General features: G+C 30.7%; 9 protein-coding genes. 4 read left to right on the plus strand and 5 right to left on the minus strand.

Features of this window, described 5'->3' with window-relative positions:
- Positions 1 to 221 precede the first annotated feature (221 nt).
- Positions 222 to 1,172, minus strand: a complete 951-nt coding sequence (locus tag Q4Q40_RS07555) for a calcium/sodium antiporter (protein WP_303301178.1) — start codon at positions 1,170 to 1,172, stop codon at positions 222 to 224.
- 292 nt (positions 1,173 to 1,464) lie between these two features.
- On the opposite strand from Q4Q40_RS07555, the gene Q4Q40_RS07560 reads away from it, so the two are divergent.
- The 3 genes from Q4Q40_RS07560 to Q4Q40_RS07570 all read left to right on the plus strand — a co-directional run bounded on the left by Q4Q40_RS07560 (position 1,465) and on the right by Q4Q40_RS07570 (position 5,573).
- A complete protein-coding gene (locus Q4Q40_RS07560) occupies positions 1,465 to 1,824 on the plus strand; it encodes a BlaI/MecI/CopY family transcriptional regulator (RefSeq protein ID WP_303301179.1) in 360 nt (119 codons plus the stop codon).
- Between the two features lie 2 nt (positions 1,825 to 1,826).
- A complete protein-coding gene (locus Q4Q40_RS07565) occupies positions 1,827 to 4,649 on the plus strand; it encodes a M56 family metallopeptidase (RefSeq protein WP_303301180.1) in 2,823 nt (940 codons plus the stop codon).
- Positions 4,650 to 5,420: 771 nt separating this feature from the next.
- Positions 5,421 to 5,573 (plus strand): SsrA-binding protein, encoded by a 153-nt coding sequence (locus Q4Q40_RS07570; protein WP_303301181.1) that lies wholly within the window; start codon positions 5,421 to 5,423, stop codon positions 5,571 to 5,573.
- A gap of 187 nt (positions 5,574 to 5,760) precedes the next feature.
- Here the strand turns inward: Q4Q40_RS07570 and Q4Q40_RS07575 are convergent, their stop codons facing one another.
- The 4 genes from Q4Q40_RS07575 to Q4Q40_RS07590 form a co-directional block, all read right to left on the minus strand.
- Positions 5,761 to 7,431 (minus strand): RagB/SusD family nutrient uptake outer membrane protein, encoded by a 1,671-nt coding sequence (locus Q4Q40_RS07575; RefSeq protein WP_303301182.1) that lies wholly within the window; start codon positions 7,429 to 7,431, stop codon positions 5,761 to 5,763.
- 10 nt (positions 7,432 to 7,441) lie between these two features.
- Complete coding sequence (locus Q4Q40_RS07580; protein WP_303301183.1) at positions 7,442 to 10,804, minus strand: SusC/RagA family TonB-linked outer membrane protein; 3,363 nt, start codon at positions 10,802 to 10,804, stop codon at positions 7,442 to 7,444.
- A 74-nt stretch (positions 10,805 to 10,878) separates the two neighbouring features.
- Positions 10,879 to 12,066, minus strand: coding sequence for a FecR family protein (locus tag Q4Q40_RS07585; RefSeq protein WP_303301184.1), 1,188 nt, complete (start codon positions 12,064 to 12,066; stop codon positions 10,879 to 10,881).
- Between the two features lie 37 nt (positions 12,067 to 12,103).
- Positions 12,104 to 12,730 (minus strand): RNA polymerase sigma factor, encoded by a 627-nt coding sequence (locus tag Q4Q40_RS07590; protein WP_303301185.1) that lies wholly within the window; start codon positions 12,728 to 12,730, stop codon positions 12,104 to 12,106.
- Positions 12,731 to 13,244: 514 nt separating this feature from the next.
- Here Q4Q40_RS07590 and Q4Q40_RS07595 point away from each other — a divergent pair.
- Entirely contained in the window at positions 13,245 to 16,034 is a 2,790-nt protein-coding gene (locus tag Q4Q40_RS07595; RefSeq protein ID WP_303301186.1) for a helix-turn-helix and ligand-binding sensor domain-containing protein, read from the plus strand.
- Positions 16,035 to 16,127: the final 93 nt, after the last annotated feature.

A 16,127-nucleotide genomic window follows, 5' to 3' on the forward strand; every position in this document is an offset into this window, starting at 1 on the left:
AATAAAAAAGGGCTTACAAATTAATTTGCAAGCCCTTTTTTATGCGTTTAACTCAGATTATGTAATGATGAATCTTCGTTATAAAACCTGAAAGCGCAATAAAGACTGGTATTTTCTTAATTTTAGCATAGTATCTCTATGGTGAAACTAAACAACAGTATTTGCAGTGGTTTCTGGATGCTATAGATTTTCTATTGCATAATCTGGGTTTAAATTAGATCTTAAAATTTACCCCTTGTAAATACTAAAAACATAAAAACACCATAAGCAAAAACTAAAAAGAATCCTTTTGCTCTGCTTATCTGTAATTTCTTTGGTAAAAATATTATTGGTATTAATATGAAACTAAAGCCTAGCATCCAAAAAATATCATTAGACAATATTTGAGGTTCTGTAATTTCAATTGGTTTTATTATGGCAGTTAACCCCAAGACAGATGCTATATTAAAAATATTAGAGCCAATTAAGTTACCCAAAGAAATGGCCTTTTCTTGCTTTGCAGCTGCAATAACAGATGCTGCTAACTCTGGTACACTGGTGCCTATAGCGATTAAAGATACACCAATTACCGCTTCACTAACACCTACAGAACGCGCAATCTCTTTTGATCCTTCTACCAGCCATTCACTTCCAAAATATAATGATGCTGCACCAATAACTAACCAAATAAATATCTTAAAATTTGAGACCACTGCTAAAGTTTCATCAACTTTCTCTACATTCAAATCTTTTCTTGCCCTTCTCATCAATGTATATAAAAAGACGATAAGTCCTATGAATAAAATGCCTCCTTCTATAGCTGTAAGTACATTATCATTCTTAAGAAAATAATACAGCACTATAGAGAAGACCATCATAACAGGCCAGTTGAGTTTATAAAAGGATTTATCGACAGCTATTGTTCCTACCATAGCAGTAATACCCAACACCAAACCAATATTAGCAATATTAGACCCCACGACATTATTTATAGCTATTGCTGGCGACCCAGATAATGCCGCTTGTAAACTAACTAGTAATTCTGGAGCAGATGTTGCAAAAGATACTACCGTCATACCTATTACCATTTTGGATATACTAAACTTAAACGATAATGCTACCGATGAACGTACCAAAAACTCACCTCCTACTACCAACAATATAAAACCAAGGATCACCCAAAATATACTCATAAAATATTTTTTTTTGCGAAGATAGTATAAGAATTACGATTTACGATTTTTAAATTCATTATTGATGCATAGTAACCAAAACAGCAATAAAACTAAAAATATTGTTAAATAACTATATGTGTAGTTGTGTAACTATAAAAATAGTTATATGTTTGTTTTGAGTTAAAATTACCCCCATGTTTAAGTTTCTGGTTTTTTTATAAAAAACAGGTATTGAAAGCATTATCTATAAGAATAACAATAAAAACTAATAAAATTTCCTTCTTCAAGGAAATGAAAAACATACAGATTAATGGAAAAGTTAACGAACAAAGAAGAAGAAATCATGCATATTTTATGGAAGCTGGAAAAGGCTTTTGTTAAAGATGTACTTGCAGAAATAAAAAAGGATAAGCCGCATTACAACACACTATCTACCATAATAAGAAATTTAGAAGAGAAAGGTTATGTGGCACATAATGCTTATGGCAAAACCCACCAATACTACCCTATTGTTAGTAAAAAAAAATACAAGAAAAAATTTATGAGCTTGGCTATAGACCATTATTTTAACAATTCTTATAAAAGCATGGTGTCGTTTTTTGCTAAGGAAGAAAAGATTAGCGTAGACGAGCTTAAAGAAATTATTGCCTTAATAGAAAAAGACAAATAGCAATGGTATATTTATTAAAAGCCTGTGTGGTAACTGCTATTTTTTATATAATCTATAAAGTTTTTTTGCAACGCAATACCTTTTTTAAATCCAATAGAGGCTTTCTTTTATTAGGCTTAATAACATCGTTTATCTTTCCTTTTCTAGTCATTCATACCTATATTGAATATACGCCTGCCTCTACTATAATAACAGACTATAATTTTGAAGATATCTCTACTGTAGTTGAAACCAAAGAAGAACCTTTTAATATTTTAGATTATCTTCCTATAGTCTATTTTTTAGGTGTTAGTTTCTTTTCTATTCGTTTTATTACACAATTTACTTCATTAATTACATTAATTTTTAAAAATAAAAACGAAAAACATGGTGATTTTATCTATGTAAAAATCCATACCAATATTTCTCCATTCTCGTTTTTTAACTGGATCGTTTATAACCCAGATCAATTTAATAAAACTGAGCTAGACCAAATTATTATGCACGAAAAAGTACATGCTCAACAATATCATTCTATAGATATTTTGTTAACACAACTTTCTTGTATTCTGCTTTGGTTTAATCCTTTTATATGGTTATACAATAAAGACCTGAAACAGAATCTGGAATTTTTAGCCGATAGTTCGGTGATAAATCATATTAAATACAAAAAAGAGTACCAATATACCTTACTTAAAACAAGTTTGCCAACTCATCAATTGGCATTAAGCAATAATTTTTATAATTCATTAATCAAAAAACGAATCATTATGTTACACAAATCAAAATCAAAAAAAATTAATCTAATAAAGTATGCCTTTGTAATCCCTTTGCTTACCATATTTTTAATGAGCTTTAATACAGAGAACGTTTATGTTGAGACACCAGATTTAAATGCAGAAAATGAAACTGCAATAACTGAAGTCTCTTCAGCTAAAAATGACATTGAAACATTTATAATTTATAATAATTTCACCGACGCTAAATTCAACGCTTTTAAAGCTGAACTTAAAAGTAAAGGCTATGATTTTAATTTAAAAAATATACAAAGAAGAGTAAACAATTTTATTACTGCAATCAATTTTACAATTAGTAAGAACGGTATTGATGGAAATTATACGGTATCTTCTGGAGAATTCGGTATAAATACTATTGTTATTGAATATTCAAAGATCAAAAATAAATTTAGTATTAATACATTAAATTTTCTTGAAAATGAAAAAAGAAATGCTAACAATCCAGATGTGGTAGAAATTATAATAGATAAGAACACAACTCATGCTAGCATTGAAAACAAAAAGAAACTTCTAGAAGAAAAGCATAATATAGTCTTTGATTTTGAAATAATTGATAAAAACTCTAAAAATGAAATAGTTACGTATTCTTTCAAAATAGGTCATAAAGACAAGAAAAGTTCTTCACAAAAGATCACTATAAATGCCAGCAACCCTACCGTTATTAAATACAACCCTATAACGAACTCTGTGTCTTACAACGTAATTGATATAAAAGGGGATAATTATGGATTTGTACAGAATTTTGAAAAACTTAATTATTACGTGATCCATAAGGACAATAGTGATGAAAATTTAAGAAGTGCTGCTAAATACTTAAAGAAAAAAGGTATTACCGTCAAATTCACCAATGTAAAACGTAATGACAAAGGTGAAATTATTTCAATTAAAATTAATGCCAAATCTGAATATGGAAATGTTAATTATAATCATGATTCTGGTGAGCCAATACCCTCAATAGCAATTTCATATCACAACGGAGGAAAAGGACTTAAGATTGGTGCACCACCAATTCCTAATGATCACAATTTCAAGAAGAAAAAGAATAAGAACGAGAATAAGAATGAGGACAAGGACAAGGACGAGGACGAGAATTCTAAAAAAAATTTACTCGTTAGGAATCATACCACTGATGAGGTTTTAAAATTGTATGCAGAAAAATTAAAGAAAAAAGGAGTTACTATAGAGTTTAACGATGTAAAACGCAATGTAAAAGGTAAAATTATCTCAATTAATATCAATGCCAGATCAGAATATGGAAATGTTAATTACAATCAAAATCATGGAGAACCAATAACTCCAATAGTAATTTCTAACGATAAAGAAAACGGGCTTAAGATTGGTTTATATAAACCTTATAATCAATATGCTATGAATGAGGCCTCTCTTTCTTCTAGTTATTCATTTAATACCAATAGCAACCCAGAACCAAAGGTAATAGAAAAATTAATAAAGGAATCTAAAGGCAAGGCTATATATATTCTGGATGGAAAAGAAATTACCGAAAAAGAATTAAGATCAATAAACGAAGATAAAATAAGTCATATTAGTATTTTAAAAGGTAAATCTGCGGCTAAGAAATATGGTGAAAAAAGCAAAAATGGTGTTGTAGAAATTACTACCAAAGTAGAGGAATACAAAAAAAATCAAATTAGTGAAATAAATAACAGTACGTTACCTCTTTACATTATAGATGGTAAAGAAATGACAAAAGAAGATCTTGGAGATTTTGAAGATATAGATCATAATAACATTTATAGCTTAAATGTAATAAAAGGTAAGACAGCTACTAAAAAATATGGTGATAAAGGTAAAAATGGTGTTGTAGAAATTGCTTATAAAAAAGAGAAAACTCAAATTAAAGGTATAAACGGCAATACACCTCCTCTGTATATTTTAGACGGTAAAGAAATAACAAATGAAGGTTTTGAAACTATAGATCGTGGTAACATTCATAGCATAAATGTAATAAAAGATAAAGAGGATGCTACTAAAAAATATAGCGAAAAAGGTAAAAATGGTGTTATAGAAATTACTACTAAAAAAGAATAAAAGATCCTAAACCTCACCCTCCTCTAAAAGCGAGATTAGTCTACCACGGTCAAAGACGTGGTTCAACTTACAATTTTGAATACGTCTTGCAGACTTCTCAAAATTGAGTTTCACTAATAAAACAATTAAAACAAACTAAATAATTTAAGACACTCAATACTGGGTGTCTTTTTTTATGTTTTAATATTTCAAAAAGATAAAACTGATAAAAAATACCTTTTTTAAAACAAATAGTGCCTTGGTAATTAAAAACGTATCTAAAACGCCTCTATAATTATCATATTTTATAACTAAAAATATCTATTCAGGTTACAATATAAAACTTCATTAAAGAGAGTCACTCAAATTTAGAAACCAATTTAATTTTATCACTTACAAATTTATATTCAATTTCATTGATTTTAATTAAAACGTTTGGCAAACATATTGGGAAATATATATCTTCAAAAAACATTGATATAATAAACCTATTTAATAACCTTTAAAACCTAAAAAACATGATCACTCTAGCCAAACTTATAATTGATATCATACTTCTTATTATCTCAATTATATAAACTTCACTAAATGTAAAACTTAAAAACTGTTTAAATTTTACCCTTTAGTTTATTTTGTCGTTTTAAGCCCTCATTCTGCAGCAAAATTTCTTTAAATAACGATGCTATTCACATTTATTTTGCATTGACTGCGAACTTAATCCACCCAAACTAATTCCAAAAACAAAACTTAAACAGTTTCTTAATCTAGAATAAGTTTTACTATTTTTATAGCATGCAAAAACAAGTATTTAAATTTTTAGCGAAGATTAATAAAATAATATTACCAAGTTTTTCTAAACAACGGTTAGATCTATCCAAAGCAACTAAACTGCAAATGGCTATTATTGGTTGGAGATGGTTTGTTACTAAAAATGCTTTAGATTAATTTTAAATAAATAATAATTCTAACGCATTAATTCTGCCAATAGGCACTTCAATATTAAAAGCAAGACATCTTATCCTTGTAAAAATAATAGCAAGAAAGAAAGGCTGATGTCTCAAACTAATTAACAACTAGCCTTTCTACACTATCTAACTAAACAAAAATATCCTTAATCTTGTCTTGTGGGCTTCTACCACCCATCTGTTTGTTCTAGCAATCCTGAGCTTTTTAAAATCTCATCTGTATGTATTGGTAGTAAATACATTTTATCTTCAAAAGGTTCTCTTTCTCCCAATACAAAAGGAGTATAAATAATTTCTCCAGTACTCGTGTTTTTAATAACTTCCATACCTCTTAAGTCTGTAGAAAATTCTTCATTATCCAATTTCCATCTACGCATATCAAAGAAACGTTGTCCTTCAAAAGCAAATTCTACGCGTCTTTCATTATAAAGGACTCTTCTAAGTGCTTCACCAGAAACATTGTTATCTACAGGTGACGTAGCAACACTTGGTCGTGCTCTTACCATATTAATGTATTGACGACACGTCTCCTCATCCCCAAGTTCGAATTTTGCCTCAGCATAATTCAAATAAATTTCTGCTAAACGGAAATATACCCAAGGCATCGTATAGGGAGTTTGAAAACTTAAGGCTACATCTTCATCTGGGGCGAATTTTTTAAGCACATAGTTGGACCTTGGGTTATCCCCGCTTTGTCTAAAAGAATCAAATCCATAAGTTGCTGCGTCATCAGATATCCACATTTCCATAGTATCCCCTCTATAAACAGAACCATTATGTAAAATAGTTGCCTCTAACCGAGAGTCTCTATTTGCATAAGGATTTTGTGGATCATAAGCAGCATCAGGATTGATATTCTCTCCTTCAGAATCAAGAAATGGCAATTCTCCATTAGTCATTGGATAAGAATCTACTAAGTTTTGAGTTGGACCATTAGTGGCTCCCCACCCGCCATAGCCGCCATAGCGTCTATTCATATTAATAATTGGAGCTTGATGTGAGTTTGTTGATGAAAAGTTACGAGCAAAAATCAATCCGCTGTTTTCACTTCCACTAGGTTGAATAAACATTTGACGATAATCTGGATATAGGCTATACCCTGCATTCAAAAGCTCCTCGGCGGCATCGGCAGCTAGTTGCCATTTTCCCATATCATCAGATGTATTAAACAGTGGAGAGGCTGCATATAATAACATTCTTGACTGAAGGGCTTTACAGGCATCTTGTGTACCACGACCAAAATCGGCACTAGTAGTAGCATGTGATTTAGGAAGGACTGCAATTGCCTCTTCTAAGTCTTTGTTTATAAACGCTACACAATCGTCAAACGAGCTTCGCTCAAAGTTGATTTCCTCTCCTATCTCATAAGATTTCTCAATAATGGGCACACCTCCATAGCGTCTAATCAATTCAAAATTGATAAAAGCTCGTACAAATTTCGCTTCTGCAATTAGAACATCCACATTTTCAAGGGTAATTTGTGGGTCTTCCATTTCCTCTATAAAAATATTTATTTTTCGAATGTACAGATAACCTCTTTGCCAAAAATATAAATAGTTTTGACGCGCCCTGTAACTAAAGATATTATCGGCGTCGAATGTATTTCGTTGTACATTATCACCATTGCTAAATGCTTCATCGGTGTATTTAGATATCATATGTCTACTAAACCCATGTGGTATGCCATTATACAAAGCATTGTGATAGGCAGACACTAAACTGGGGTCTGTCCAAACATCGGTTTCCGAAACTCGATCCTTTGGGTTAACATCTAAAAAATCATCGTTACATGCTATAACGATAAAGAATAAACTGAATAATATTAATATTTTTTTCATTATATATTTTTTAAAATTTGAGGTTAAAACCAACATTAAATGTTTTTATTTGGGGGTAATAGTAATGGTTGCCTTGCGCTTCTGGATCGATATAATCATTTGCAGCAAAAGTCAATAAATTAAACCCACTTAAATAAAACCTTAAAGTACTTAAGCCTGCAGCCTTAGTTATTTTATCTGAAAAGCTGTATCCTATTTCCAACTGTTTTAGTCTTACAAATTTCTGATTGTACTGCCAAAAAGTGTTATTTACAGGTGCTGAATCATCTGCTCTGGGCATGGTTCCATTAATATTATCAATAGTCCAACGGTCATTTGCCCTAGCAACTGCACCATTACTACCATCAGCACCTCCTAATCCTCTAAACGCAGCATCTATGTTATAGGCATTAGCTTGTCCTTGCCACAACATATTTAAATCGAAGCCTTTATATTCAGCACTTACATACAACCCAAACACATATTCTGGAACTGAGGAATATTCAGATCTTTTTTGATCACTACTATTAAGTTCACCATCATTATTTAAATCCAGTAATTTAATATCGCCCACTTGTGCATTTGCAAAATGTGGGTACGCATCTAATTCTTCCTGAGTATTGAAAATCCCATCTGCCACGTAAACTAGATCTGTATCAATAGCAGAACCAGAAATAGCTTGATAAGCTTCAGAAGGAGGTGTTTCATCCAAAAAAATGACTTCGGATGCTGCATAATTTAAATTAGCGTTTACAGAATATGAAAAATCACCTATTGTGTTCCTATGGTTTATAACCATTTCAAAACCTTGATTCTCGACTTCTCCAATATTTTCGTCGGGTAAACCTGAAAACCCATAAATATCAGGGATTGAAAGATTTCTTGACGTTAAAATATTTTTTCTTCGTTCTTTAAAGAAAGTTAGATCTAACCCTAGTAAATTATTCCAAAAATTGGCTTCGAGACCTATATCTGTTTTTTGGCTTACTTCCCAAGTAATATTAGGGTTAGGAATTGTGTTAGCTCTTATACCTGGAACATCTTGTGAACCAAAAACATAATTATCAGCAAAAGAAAAGGTTTGTAAGTATTGATATTGTCCAACAGCATCATTTCCCACCTCGCCATATGAAACTCTAATTTTCAGTAAATCAAGCGCCTCACTTTTTATAAAATGTTCCTTATCTATTCTCCAAGCAGCGGATACCGCAGGAAAAAAACCATAACGGTCACTTTCTGGAAATATTTGGGAACCATCATATCTAAATACAAACTCTAAAAGGTACTTTTTATCAAAATCATAATTTAAACGACCAAAATAATTGTTATACCCACTAAATGAAGAAGAACCACTATTTTCTTTATCTTCTGGAGCATTGCTTCCTACATTTATTTCATCTATAGCTGCACTCAGATAATTTGTTCTATAGGCCTCCACAAAATTATTGGTGTTTTTTTGACGCTCTGATCCTAACATTACTCCCAAATAATGTTTTTCAAAGTAATTATCATAGTTAATTTTAAAATTATAGAGCGATGTAAAGTGGCGCTCAGAACGGTCTCTGAGTTCTGCAAATTCTCTATCGTACTTTACTTGAATGTATTCACCAGTATTTACATCATATTCATGATAAAAATAAGGGGTAATAAACGTCTTTTTAAATATGCTACTGAAGTCATAATTATAGGAACCTGATATTTTTAAACCTTCTAAAAAAGGCACATTATATACCCCAGTAAAGGATGTACGAACAGGTATATCCTGGGTCTGAGCAGAACCTCTTTGATTAAGTAATAACGGATTTTCTCCCAGTCTCCCAGCTGCAATCAAACCATTAGGATATCTATCAATTAATAATGGATTAGAAAGTAAAATATTATGAAATAAAAACCCATTAGAAGGCGCAGTGGTATTGTTTATATTTCCAGAAATATTTAATCCTAAATTAAAATTTTGGGTAACATCTACATCCAATTTTAAGCGAAAATTGTATTGTTCATACTTTGTAGGATCGTTTTCGAAGAAGGTATTTTGATCGGTATACCCAAAACTGGTTAAATACCTAATAGTTTCTGTTCCACCCTGAACAGTTAAATCCAATCTTTTTTGGTTGGAAGTGTCTTTCAAAACGGCATCTACCCAATCTGTATTTGGAAATAGAATTGGATCCGAACCATTCGCCGTTTGTTGAATAAAATCTTCAGAATAAGGATAAACGAAATTATCGGGTCTTCCTGCTCTATAAAAAGTCCCTTCGTTAATTGTTCTTGCATACGTAGGGCCATCCAATACATCTAAAATACGAGTGGGAGCATTGTAAGACTGGTTAAAATTAACACTTAATGTTGGTTTTCCTATTTTACCGCTTTTTGTAGTAACAATAACAACCCCATTTGCCGCTCGTGCACCATAAATTGCAGCTGTAGCATCTTTTAATACAGAGATACTTTCTATATCGTTAGGGTTTAACCTACCAATTCCCGATCGTTCTACACCATCTATAATAATTAGTGGATCGTTATCTCCTGTGGTACCATTGCCACGTACTAATATGCGTGGATCATCAGCTCCTGGCTGCCCTGAAGTTTGATTTACAATAAGACCAGGCAGTCTTCCTGCCAAAGAATTGGAAACATTTGCAGCTGGACTTGATACAATTTCATTACCCTTAACATGAACCACAGATCCTGTTAAGGTTTCTTTTTTCTGAGTACCGTAACCTACTACTATGATCTCATCTAAAGCAGCGGTATCTTCCTCTAAAACAATGTTTAAGTTTGTTTGTCCATTAACCTGAACCTCTTTAGTAGCAAAACCAATATAAGAAGCAACTAAAATAGCATTCTTATCGGTAACCGATAGGGAAAAATGACCATCAAAGTTCACTAACGTACCATTGGTAGTTCCTTTTTCGATAATATTGGCTCCTGGTAATGGATTACCATTAATATCTAATAAGGTTCCAGTCACTATCACTTGTCGTAAAGGTTCCACTGTACTATTTACAGATTCGACTATTTTTTTAATCCCTCGTTTGTTTTTAGAAATAACTATCTGATTATCAAACACCTTAATCACAACAGACGTTTGTTTTTCAAACTCGGCAAGAATAGTATCTAAGGGCATTTTATCAACATTTATAGATACATTTTCGCCTTCTTTAAAAATATCATCTTGATAGATGAAATAAAAATCGGTTTTGTCTTCAACATTCTTAACAAACTCCGATACAGAAGCATTTTCAAGATTTAGACTAATTTTCGTCGATTGCGAAAGCGAGTTAGCCCAAATTCCGCATGTCATCATAAATGAAAATAAAAAGGTAAGTTTCATTTTTAGAATAATTAAGTTGTCCTTCCACTTAGCAGAATCACTAGGTCGTAAATTTTTCATAAATTTGTTCTGGTTATTTATTCGTTAATAATCGATTCATAAAACCAGGTGGAGGTCGGATTCCATCTGGTTTTTTATTTTAAAACATATGTTGATTCATTTATTTTTGTTAATTCCATTGAAGTTGCGGTAACCAATACGGCTAATACGTCTTCCACATTGTCTTTCAACAATAACTTACCTGTTATTGTTTTTGAAGCCACATTTATGTTTTGCAGCTTTATTTTTATATTATAGTACCTTTCAACTCTTTTTATTAAGTTTCTAAATTCTGAGGTTTCTAAATTTAAATATCCCAAATACCATGAGACATACTTATTGGCGTCTACCCTCGAAATAGACATTTCTTTATTCCCTATATTATAGTAAGCTCTTTGGTTAGGTTTTAGGATATAATCATTTTTAAAAAAAGAAAACTCATTGGCATTTAACTTTATAGAACCTTCTGCCAAAACAGTTTCTACTGCACTATCTGAAGGATAAGCCGATACATTGAACTTGGTTCCTAAAACTTCTATTTCCTGAGTAGTGGTCTTTACGATGAAAGGCCTTTTTTTATTATGATAGACATCAAAAAAACCTTCCCCATACAGATACACTTCTCTTTTTGTTCCCGTAAAAGAAGATGGATATACCAATCTTGAACCCGCATTTAAGTGTACAACGGTTCCATCGGGTAGTGTAATGGAAGATTTTTTTCCAAATGGAACTATTAACTGGTTATATTGTGCAACCTTAGTAGTGTTTGAGGTATAATTAACCGTATCATTTTTATTGATAATAATCTCACTATTATTGCGATACACGATTTCTGATTTTTTCTCATCAATTAATACCTTATTCCCATTCGCCAAAATGAGTTGTGAATTATTCTGATCTCCCCCTACAACCAATTGCTTGGCAATACTGTCTAATTTATTTACTTTTTGATAGTAGTAGTAAGAAACTGTTAGAGAAAGGAAAAGAAGAAGTACCGCAGCATACTTTAAAGACTTAAAGATAAACCTACGTACAAGAGATACTTTATTTCTGGTATTTATTTCACGGATAATTTCTGAGAATAAAATAACTTCTCTATTGTCCGACTGTAGATTTTTTTTAGATTTAAGAGCAAGAACAACTAACCGAGATTTATTAATTTCTTCCGTTTCTTTGGGGTGACACTCAAGGTAGTCTTTCCAATATTTGTTTAAGTCGTCTGTAGGATTTAATACCCACTGTATAAAATCTTTATTTTCGAAATATTTTAAAAAATCATCCATTTAACACAAGCCCATTTTAGTAAGGGGCTTTTAAATGTTAAAACATGGACATTTTTATTTGCTTTTTTTTAAAAAAAATCAATATAAATATATTAAACAGCTCTGGATCCAACGTTTTTCGTAAAGACAAAAGCGCCCTATACATTAACTTTCTTGCAGATTCTACAGAAATTTTCATGATATTTGATATTTCAGAATAATCCATTCCTTCTTCAAACTTTAAATAAATAATTTCTTTTTGTTTGGATGGCAACAGAGTGATTCCCTTTCCTAATTTTTCCGAGACTTCTTTAGATATTTCATTATTAATAAGATTAACCTGATGAGAATATTCAACATTGAAATTAATTTCAGTATTTTTTTTATCAATTAGACTCTCAAACTTTCGACTATTAGTCATTTTCTTTATTAAAGAATTTCTCAAAGAGACAAAAAGATATGATTTTAGGTTTTTAATAGTTACCCTATTTTTTTTTCGCCTAAGAAATAAATCAATAAATATCTCCTGTAGGCTATCATGCACCAATTCATGGTCATAACATAATTTATAACCATATTCCAACAGGGCATTTGTATGATGTTGATATATTAGAGAAAAACTTTTATCATCACCATTTAAAAACGATTTCCATAAATAATCTATACTATTTTCATAAGTGCCCATCATTCAAAATTAGTGAAATTATAAAATGTAGAAGAAAATAACACTTAAATCTAAATAATACTAAAACAAGTTCAACACAGGAAACGTTATTAGTCTCTCACAATAAAGGCATGGTTCAACTTGCAATTTTGAATGTGTTTTACAAACTCCTTTAAATTGAATTTTTCTACCTCTTAATAAGTATGAACTAATAAATATTGTAAACCTGAATTCGTGTCAAAAGTTTTTAGATGCTGAAAGCGACATGGACTAAAGCACATCCTTTTTACTGCATTTAAGACCAATAAAGAAACTATTAAAAGAAACTTCTAAAACATAAATTAGTAAATAATACTATCTATGCACATCTAAATTAGAACGAAATAAAGGGCTGTCTCATAGAATATTTTTGAATTAACAGCACCTGACTAAACCTCATAATTATTGAATTAGAGAATTTTAAAAGAATAATATCCTTTTAAAATTGATTAAATTTGTTTAAATTCAACTCTGCTCTCTCAAGCTAACCACAATTATGATAGCATCCCTTAAAAGCAATTTTATTTTAATTTTAGTGCTCTTATTCTGTAGTAAGATCCATGCCCAATACACACCATTTTTTCAAAATTATTCATTAACCGAGTTTAATGCTGGTAATCGAAACTGGGATATTTCTTTTGCACAGAACGGTAAGTTATATGTTGCTAACGATAAAGGGCTTGTTGAATTTGACGGATTAAAATGGGGATTTTACCAACTGCCGAATAAAACCATAGTTAGATCTGTTTTAGCTCACAAAGGCTTAATATATACAGGCTCTTACAAAGAATTTGGGTATTGGAAAAAAAATGATAAAGGTCAATTAATTTATACTTCATTAAGCAGTTTTCAAGACAAAAAAGAACCTTCAGATGATGAATTTTGGCAAATATTACATTATAACAATGCCATTCTTTTCAGGTCGTTTACAAAACTTTACAAATATGAAGATGAAGAAATTATTGAAATAAAACTTGAGTCTACAATAATTTCCTGTGATGTTGTTGACAACGATGTTTATGTTTCAACATTAAAAGATGGTATATTTCATTTAGAAGGCAATAATTTAATACCATTTATAAATACAGTCGCATTGTACGACTCCAAAGTTATTTCAATTTCGAAACTCAACAACAAATTACTTATAACTACGGCTTTAAATGGTTGCTACCTATATAACAAAGGAAAACTTGAGGTATGGAACCCTCCAATTAACAAAACTATAAAAGAACACCAACTCAATAACTTTTTAGAACTAAAAAACGGTAATATGGTTTTTGGAACCATAAAAAATGGTATTTATATCACTAATAATTCGGGAGAAATTCTATACCATGTTAATAAAGAAAATGGCTTATTAAATAATACCGTATTAAGCCTGGAACTAGGAAGTAACAATAAATTATGGACTGGGCTTGATAATGGTATTTCATCCATAGACTTAAACTATAACTATGTGTTATATAAAGACAATTCTGGTAAACTAGGAGCCGTTTACGATATTATTAATTACAAAAACATTATATATATTGGAAGCAATACAGGATTATTTTACTTAGATAACAACGATAATAAACTAAAATTCATAGAAGATTCACAAGGGCAGGTCTGGGATTTAAAAGAAATTAATGGCGATTTATTTTGTGGGCATAATGATGGCACTTTTTTAGTAAAAGACAAAAAATTAAAAAAAATATCAAGCTCAACAGGAGGATGGGTTATTAAAAAAGTACCAAAACAAGATAATATATATATACAAGGTACCTATACGGGTTTAGTAAGATATAAATATGTAAACGGGAATTGGGATGTCAAAGCCCTGGAAGGCTCCACAATACCAATTAAGTTTTTAGAATTTGAAGACCAGTATACTGCATGGGTAGCTCATGCCTACAAAGGACTATTTCGAGTAAAGTTTGATAAAGATTATGAAAACATAAAAGTTGAGAATTATAAGAATAAAGGACTATGGTCCGATTTTAATGTAAGAGTTCATAACGTAAAAAATGATATTTGTTTTAAAACGAATGAAGGCTGGCAAAAATACGAAGCACTCATAGACAGTATTGTACCCAACACATTGTTAAACAAAACGTTTGGTAAAGACACAAATATAATTTCAAAACCCAATACAGATATCTTAGTTACAAAAAACATAAAAGATAAAATTAGTTTTATTTCATCATTAAGTTCAAATAATAACCTCGAACTACCAAATAAAATATTTCAAAAAAGACTTGTAGTTGACGCCGAAAATGTTTCCCAAATAAAAGATTCCATCTATACTTTAAATCTTTATGATGGTTTTGTACTAATTAATAAAAACAATTATTCGAAAAGAGATACTCTACAAAAACCAAATATAGAACGTATTGAAGTTGGCAAGAATTTAGTATCTATCAACCCAGAAGGTGTTTATGAGCTCCCTTATAACAAGAGTATTAGTATATCCATAGCATCACCAAATTCAAGTAATCATTATTTTGAATATGCATTAACCAACTCAGACACTTTAAACTGGTTAAAAATGGATAATGAAAAATTAGAATTATCTAGTTTAAGTAACGGTGATTATACACTACATTTTCGTACAGCAAACCTTTTAGGAGATATATCGTCTAAAAAAGATCTCAACTTAAGCGTGGCACCTCCCTGGTATAAACACCGTTTATTTTACTTTTTATTAGCATTGCTTATTAGCTCAATTACCTACACACTTCACAAACGGAAAATTAATAAAGAGCAAAAAGTGCTACATAACAAGCTTATCAGAGAGCAAGAAATATTGCTCAAAGAAAAAGCGATCGAAAATGATAAAAAAATAGTCCAACTTAAAAATGACTCACTCAAAAACGAAATAAAATTAAAAAGCAAACAACTTGCTAATACAGCCATAGCATTGGTAAAAAAGAACGAATCTATGCTTGAGATAAAAAGTGAGCTTGTAAAAAATAAAACTGGTTTTGACAATATATTAATGTACAAACGCTTATTAAGAAAGATTGATAATTCAATTGGTCATGAAGACGAATGGGAAATATTCGAATATAATTTCAATCAAGTACATGAGGAATTTTTTAATCAGTTAAAAACGAAACATCCCCAGTTAACACATAAAGATTTAAAAATATGTGCCTACATCAAGATGAATTTATTAACCAAAGAAATTGCACCATTAATGAATGTATCAATTAGGGGATTAGAAACACACAGATACCGACTAAAACGCAAGCTAAATTTAGAAAACGATAAATCTTTAGCCGATTATTTGAGAAATTTCAAATAAACACCCCCTATTTTTATCATTTTCCCTCTCTTCTAACTACGTCTTAACTACGTCATTTTTTAAATTAAATCAATATTTTAGGTTTATTGTCAC

The organism is Flavivirga jejuensis (assembly GCF_030540765.1).
GTDB classification, from domain to species: domain Bacteria; phylum Bacteroidota; class Bacteroidia; order Flavobacteriales; family Flavobacteriaceae; genus Flavivirga; species Flavivirga jejuensis.